Below are 6,302 nucleotides of genomic sequence, written 5' to 3' on the forward strand. Positions count from 1 at the left end.
AGGAGAACCACGTGAACTACGCACACACCATCACCCTCTCGCTGCCCTACGAGGAAGCCGTCACCAACGTGAGGCAGGAACTCGCCAACCAAGGATTCGGCGTCCTCACCGAAATCGACGTCCACGCAACCTTTGAAACGAAACTCGGCAGCGAAAACGCACAAGCCCTCGGCGACTACCTGATTCTGGGAGCCTGCAACCCAGCACTCGCCGAACAAGCACTCACGGCCGACCCCGACATGGGACTCCTGCTCCCGTGCAACGTCGTTATCCGGCGACACCCCTCGGCCACTACTACCACAGTCCAAACGATCAACCCTCAGACCATGGTCCAGCTGAGCACCTCCCCGGCGATACAGGACATCGCCGACCAGGCCGACGCACACCTGCTCGCCGCACTGTCAGCTCTGGAAAACCTCAACATCCACAAGTAGCACCCATCCCCTCAACCGAAGGTTGAGTCCGACGGGGTGGCGCAAGCCCGCCAATCTGAATGCGGTAGAGGGCGTTCATGGATTCCTGTGACCTAAAGTGGGGGCGTGATGTCAGACAGCGGCGCGAATACCCCAACGGTCGATGATGTGGCTCGGCTGGCCGGGGTCTCAATAGCGACTGTCTCCCGTGTTCTCAATGGGTCCGCACGCGTCAGTGACGACAAGCTGACGCGAGTTCGCGCCGCGGTTCACGAACTCGGCTTCCGGCCGAACCCAGCTGCCCGTTCCCTGGCTGGCCGCCACGCCCGCATCATCGCAGTGCTGGCCGGGACCACATCACGGTTTGAACAAGTGGAGATCATTCGCGGCATCGAGGAGAGCTCCCGAGCCGCTGGCTACCTCATGAGCCTGACAGCGGTCGGCGACGCCGACGACGACAGCATCGATCAGGCTCTCTCACTCGTCCTTGACCAGGCAGTTGCGGGCGTGATCGTGCTCACCTCCGATGCGGTGGGGGTTGCTGCGCTCCGCCGAATCCCCGAAGGAATCCTCACGGTCACTGTCTCCGGCATGCCCCAAAATGGTGTCCCGCACGTGTCATTGGATGAGCCCGCCGCGGCCGGAGAACTCGTGGCCTACCTCCTTGGGCTTGGTCACACGACAGTGCACTGTGTCGGCGTTCCCGCCTCACCGAACGAGGACGAACGGATACTGGGCTGGCGCCGTGCCCTCCGTGCAGCGGGGGCCGCGACTCCGGAGGTCATTCACTCGAGTGAAGAACCGAACTCGGGATGCGCCATTGGGCGCCAGCTGGCCCGCTCGCCTGGCGTCACGGCGGTCTTCTGTGGCAGTGATGTTCTCGCCATGGAAGTCATGCACGGTCTCGCCGAGGCTGGAAAATCTGTCCCTGACGAGGTCAGTGTCGTCGGTTTTGGAGATCATCCTCTCGCAGCCCTGTGGCGACCGGCCTTGACGACCGTGAATCAAGACTTCGCTGGGCTCGGCAATCGTGCCTTCCTGGTGTTGGATGGGCTGATTTCGGGTCCACTGGGGCGAACATTCGCCTCGGCGGCTCCAGCTCTGGTGGTCCGTGACAGTGCGGCGTCACCCGTAGATCCGGGTGGCGCCGCACTCACGTGACACCCCGCGATCCGCGGGTGCCGCAGTAGCTGTCAGGCGCTGGCGGTCGCCCGTTCCGATGTCGCGCTCGTGACCTGATGTGAATCGATGGCCACGTTAAGCCCGCGGAATCCGCGGAGCCGGAGGCTGTTGCTCACCACGAAGACCGAGGACAGCGCCATTGCGGCGCCGGCGATCAGGGGGTTGAGCAGGCCGAGCATGGCGAGCGGGATCGCGGCCACGTTGTAGGCGAAGGCCCAGAACAGGTTCGCCTTGATCGTGCCGAGCGTGCGCCGGGACAGCCGGATGGCATCCGCTGCCGCGACGAGGTCGCTGCGGATGAGGGTGAGGTCGCTCGCCTCGATCGCGACGTCGGTGCCGGTGCCCATGGCGATGCCGAGGTCGGCGGTGGCGAGTGCGACGGCGTCGTTGACGCCGTCGCCGACCATGGCCACGACCCGGCCCTGCGCCTGGAGCGCGCGGATGACCTCGGCCTTTTCGGCGGGGAGCACGCCGGCGCGCACGTCGTCGATGCCAACCAGGGTGCCGACGCTGCGGGCGACGGTGTCGTTGTCCCCGGTCAGGAGCACCGGGGTTAGGCCCAGGCGGCGGAATTCGGCGATTGCGGCGGCGCTCGTGTCCTTGACCGTGTCTGCGACGGCGAGGATGCCGCGGGCCACCCCGTCCCAGGCCACGGCGACACTCGTCTGACCTTGATTCTCACAGGCGGCCAGAGCGTTAGCCAGTTCGGGCGGGAAGGCGATGGCGGCGTGGTCGGTCAGCCACTGCGGGCGTCCGACTAGAACAATCCGGCCGTCGACGACGGCTTGCACACCGAGGCCGTCTGCGGATTGGAACGATTCCGCCGTGGGAAGTACGGCGATCCGGTCACGCGCGCCGGAAACGATGGCGCGGGCGACCGGGTGTTCGGAGCCCGCTTCTGCGGCGGCCGCGAAGCCGAGAAGCTCAACTTCACTGAGGGCGCCGACGGGTACGACCGCGACGAGGGTCATTTGCCCGGTGGTCACGGTGCCCGTCTTGTCGAGCACGATCGTGTCGACGCGCCGGGTGGACTCCAGGACCTGCGGGCCTTTGATCAGGATGCCGAGCTGCGCGCCACGGCCGGTGCCGACGAGCAGGGCCGTCGGGGTGGCCAGCCCGAGCGCGCACGGGCAGGCGATGATCAGGGTCGCGACGGCGGCGGTGAAGGCGACGACCGGTCCGGCGCCCAGGCTCAGCCAGACCACGAGGGTGCCCAGGGCGAGGGCGATCACGATGGGCACAAACACTGCGGATACCCGATCCGCCAGACGTTGGACATCCGCTTTGCCGGTCTGGGCCTGCTCGACGAGGCGCCCGAGTTGGGCGAGCTCGGTGTCGGCGCCGATCCGGGTAGCCCGGACGACGAGCCTGCCGCCCGAGTTGAGAGTCGCCCCGACAACGACGGCGCCCGGACCGACTTCGACCGGAACCGCTTCGCCGGTGAGCATGCTCGCGTCGATCGCCGACACGCCCTCGACCACGACACCATCCGTTGAAATCTTCTCGCCCGGGCGCACCACGAACAGGTCACCGACGACGAGCGAGGAGGTCGGCACGATGGTTTCGACGCCGTCGCGGAGGAGTGCGGTTTCCTTGCTTCCCAGCTCGAGCAGCGCACGTAGTGCCGCGCCGGATCGTTTTTTGGCGCGTGCTTCGAAGTAGCGTCCAGCAAGGATGAAGACGGTGACCGCGGATGCGACCTCGAGGTAGATCTCGCTCGCGCCACCATCAGCTCTGGCCGTGAAGCTGAATGCCATGGTCATACCGGGCATGCCCGCCGTACCGAAGAAAAGCGCGAAGAGCGACCAGCCTAGGGCGGCCAACACACCGATGCTGATGAGCGTGTCCATAGTGGCCGCACCGTGCCGAAAGTTCGTCCAGGCGGCCCGGTGGAACGGCCAGGCACCCCAGACGGCGACGGGTGCAGCCAGAGTCAGGGCGAGCCATTGCCAGTTGATGAACTGCAGCGGCGGAATTGCCGACATCGCGACGACCGGCGCTGCCAGAATCGCGGAAACGATCAGTCGTTGGCGGAGACTGGCGACGTCTCGGTCTTGCTGGCTCGGGGCCTCATCGGCAACTGCCTCCGGCGGTTTCGGAAGCTCGGCCGTGTATCCGGTTTCTTCGATCACGGCGATCGCCTGAGCGACAGTCGTGCCCTCCGGCACAAAGACGCTGGCCTTCTCGGTCGCATAGTTCACCGTGGCCTCGACCCCGGGCATGCGGTTGAGCTTCTTCTCAATGCGCGCAGCACACGAGGTGCACGTCATCCCGCCAACAAGAAGGTCGACGTGTTCGCCGCCCATCCGGACGCCGCTCATCAGGACTCAGCGACCAACTCGTAGCCGGCCTCGTCGATGGCCGCGGCGACAGCCGTGCGATCGAGCGGGGCGCCGGTAACAGTGACGAGGGAGACTCCGCCGGGGACGAGGTCAACGTTCACATCCTCAGCGCGAGCCAACTTGCCGATTTCCTTCGTCACGCTGGCCACACAGTGTGAGCACGTCATTCCCAGCACCCGAAAGGTGTTCGTCGCCCCGTCGGCCGGAGCGGCGGCCTGATTGGCCCTGGACTGAGTGTGTGTCCCGCAGGCGCAGGAGGCGTCGGTCAGGCCCAGGTCGTTTACTGTGGTTTCGCTCATGAGTGATGCGTCCTTTCGGTTACCCCAACGGGGTATATTCCCACTATACCCCTTGGGGGTACCAAAATACCACCGGATCCGGTACGCGCGACGATTACGAACGCACTAGGCGGGCGATGGCGTCGTAGGCTTCCTTGATTTTGGCCTCTGCCTCGTCTCCACCGCGCACCGCGGCGTCGAGCACACAATGGTTGAGGTGGTCGTTGAGGAGTCCGAGAGCCACTGACTGCAGCGCGCTTGTCATCGCAGACACTTGGGTGAGGATGTCGATGCAGTATTTCTCGTCAGTGACCATGCCTTGGAGCCCGCGGGCTTGGCCCTCGATTCGACGCAGCCGCTTCAGATAGTCATCCTTGTTGGAGATGTAGCCGTGCGGTCCGCTATGGAGCTCCGCACCCGCAGGTGTTGCGCTCACGTTTGTCATGGCTGGTTTACCCTTCCTTCGCACGATCGTTCATACCCCCCTATGGTACAGGAGGTTGGATCCCCAATACGGGTCTCAGAGCGTCGGGCATGACGACCGTGGACACGGCCCAGAAGATCGCTGATGCCGCCTCACACCCGGCGATCGCCGCGGTCAGGGATGGCTTGCGAGTGCACTGCGCGCACGGGCCGTGTGCATGCGACTGTGGAGACAAACCCGCGCACCTGCCTGCGCGCCACACCATACGACGCATCGCTGATTTTCGATCTCAGGCTCAGGATGCGGCTTGTCGGCCTGCCGCAGGAGATCCGATGACCGGGGGCTGTCCAGTCTGGGCCCGAACCCTTTGCATGATCCTGTGACCGAGCGGCACTAGCCTAGCGACAAGGCAGACTTTCAAAGCGGCGCAAGTGTTCACTGTCCATAGCCGCACGGGACTGTCTATGTCCAACACTAAGGAATTGAAATGGCGGCCGTGAGAGAATTCACGAAGACCAACCTGAATAAACAGGGATTTGGAGGTCTCGATGATGACGCCAAGTCCTGTTACGCAGGGCCCCTACGATTCACTCCGGCAGTAGGCACCGTCCTAATCCTTGTCGGATTGGCTCTACAATCGCCTATCTTTCTTGGAGTGGGGGCAATCGTTCCCCTCACCGGGGCGTTATTCCCTCATGGCATGATTCTCGATTTGGTTTACAACTTGGGCGTACGCCACATGTTTCGCGCGCCCCCGCTTCCCCCCACGCCGCGTCCCCGGCAGTTTTCCTACCTCTTGTCCACCGTGCTCATCGCCGGTTCGGCCTTGTCCTTCTACTACGGAGTGTCAGCATTGGGATTCGTCCTGGGAGGAGCGGTCGCTCTGGGAGGCACGATACTCACCACCACTCATTGGTGCCTCGGATCGTGGTTCTACAGACTTCTTTTCCCCCACGCAGCGACAAGCTAACCGGCGGGAACGCGTTCACAAGGCCATTATCCACAGCTTGAACACTCCCCGGACAGCCACCACCACCAACACCTATCAGCCTGAATTCTCCTGCGGCTGCCGCCCGGCTCAGGAAGTTGCCAGCTGGCTGCGAGTTCTCCGCGTACGCTAGGGGGGTATGTGCTGGCTTTTCGCCGGCGACGCGGACACGGGAGAGGAGAGTCGCGCATGTCTCGACGCTCCGGTATTTCCGGTTCCCGACCACGCGCTCTGAGTCGTGCCCTCGCCGTTTCGCTGGCCCTCGTTGGCGTGCTGGTTAGCCTGCTCGCCTTGCATTCGATGCTCGACGCCCATGACGGTGTTCAGGGAGCGGTCGCCGGAGTCACTCAATTCTCGGCGCAGAATGGCGAGACCCCGGCCGTTGCGGACAACGTCTTAGCGACGTCGGAGGATCGGGTCGGCCCGCTGTCGGCGCTCAATACCTGCGGCACGGACTGCGCAGTGGGGTGCGCTCTGATGGCGGCAGGGTGCATCGTGCTGATCACGGTGGTCGCCATCGTCCTCCTTCTTCGGCGCCCTGCTCTCTTTCAGACGCTCAAGGACGGTGGGGGACGCTTTGTCCGCGTCGTTGCCGAGGTCCGCAATCATGTGTACTTTCCTTCACTGACGCTTCTGTCGATTAGCCGTATCTGATCACGGTCATTGGCGGGGACA

7 protein-coding genes are annotated in these 6,302 nt (G+C 64.2%); 4 read left to right on the forward strand and 3 right to left on the reverse strand.

All coding sequences use genetic code 11. The annotated features are described in order from the left end of the window. Window positions 1-11: 11 nt before the first annotated feature. Both MQH31_RS19935 and MQH31_RS19940 read left to right on the forward strand, forming a co-directional pair. Window positions 12-434, forward strand: a complete 423-nt coding sequence (locus MQH31_RS19935; RefSeq protein WP_243013511.1) for a DUF302 domain-containing protein — start codon at window positions 12-14, stop codon at window positions 432-434. Between the two features lie 108 nt (window positions 435-542). Then, entirely contained in the window at window positions 543-1,574 is a 1,032-nt protein-coding gene (locus MQH31_RS19940) for a LacI family DNA-binding transcriptional regulator (RefSeq protein WP_243013518.1), read from the forward strand. Window positions 1,575-1,606: 32 nt separating this feature from the next. Here the strand turns inward: MQH31_RS19940 and MQH31_RS19945 are convergent, their stop codons facing one another. The 3 genes from MQH31_RS19945 to MQH31_RS19955 form a co-directional block, all read right to left on the reverse strand. After that, window positions 1,607-3,916 carry a heavy metal translocating P-type ATPase gene (locus MQH31_RS19945; RefSeq protein ID WP_243013512.1) on the reverse strand — a complete coding sequence of 770 codons (2,310 nt, stop codon included), beginning with the start codon at window positions 3,914-3,916 and terminating at the stop codon, window positions 1,607-1,609. Next, a complete protein-coding gene (locus MQH31_RS19950) occupies window positions 3,916-4,236 on the reverse strand; it encodes a heavy-metal-associated domain-containing protein (protein ID WP_134564074.1) in 321 nt (106 codons plus the stop codon). The genes MQH31_RS19945 and MQH31_RS19950 overlap by 1 nt, the downstream gene beginning before the upstream one ends. A 94-nt stretch (window positions 4,237-4,330) precedes the next feature. Next, on the reverse strand, window positions 4,331-4,660 hold the full coding sequence (locus tag MQH31_RS19955; RefSeq protein ID WP_134558771.1) for a metal-sensitive transcriptional regulator: 330 nt from the start codon (window positions 4,658-4,660) through the stop codon (window positions 4,331-4,333). A 466-nt stretch (window positions 4,661-5,126) separates the two neighbouring features. Here MQH31_RS19955 and MQH31_RS21020 point away from each other — a divergent pair, with 466 nt between their 5' ends. Together MQH31_RS21020 and MQH31_RS19960 are read left to right on the forward strand one after the other, a co-directional pair. Next, window positions 5,127-5,609 carry a DUF4395 family protein gene (locus MQH31_RS21020; RefSeq protein ID WP_372488194.1) on the forward strand — a complete coding sequence of 161 codons (483 nt, stop codon included), beginning with the start codon at window positions 5,127-5,129 and terminating at the stop codon, window positions 5,607-5,609. Between the two features lie 207 nt (window positions 5,610-5,816). Then, on the forward strand, window positions 5,817-6,281 hold the full coding sequence (locus MQH31_RS19960; protein WP_243013513.1) for a hypothetical protein: 465 nt from the start codon (window positions 5,817-5,819) through the stop codon (window positions 6,279-6,281). Window positions 6,282-6,302: the final 21 nt, after the last annotated feature.

The sequence above is a fragment of the Cryobacterium zhongshanensis genome, assembly GCF_022760445.1.
In the GTDB taxonomy this organism is placed as follows: Bacteria; Actinomycetota; Actinomycetes; order Actinomycetales; family Microbacteriaceae; genus Cryobacterium; species Cryobacterium algoricola.

Coding starts and splice junctions, on each gene's coding strand:
- MQH31_RS19960 (WP_243013513.1), top strand. CDS start 5,817: ATGTCTCGACGCTCCGGTATTTCCGGTTCCCGACCACGCGCTCTGAGT.
- MQH31_RS19945 (WP_243013512.1), bottom strand. CDS start 3,916: ATGAGCGGCGTCCGGATGGGCGGCGAACACGTCGACCTTCTTGTTGGC.
- MQH31_RS21020 (WP_372488194.1), top strand. CDS start 5,127: ATGGCGGCCGTGAGAGAATTCACGAAGACCAACCTGAATAAACAGGGA.
- MQH31_RS19950 (WP_134564074.1), bottom strand. CDS start 4,236: ATGAGCGAAACCACAGTAAACGACCTGGGCCTGACCGACGCCTCCTGC.
- MQH31_RS19940 (WP_243013518.1), top strand. CDS start 543: ATGTCAGACAGCGGCGCGAATACCCCAACGGTCGATGATGTGGCTCGG.
- MQH31_RS19955 (WP_134558771.1), bottom strand. CDS start 4,660: ATGACAAACGTGAGCGCAACACCTGCGGGTGCGGAGCTCCATAGCGGA.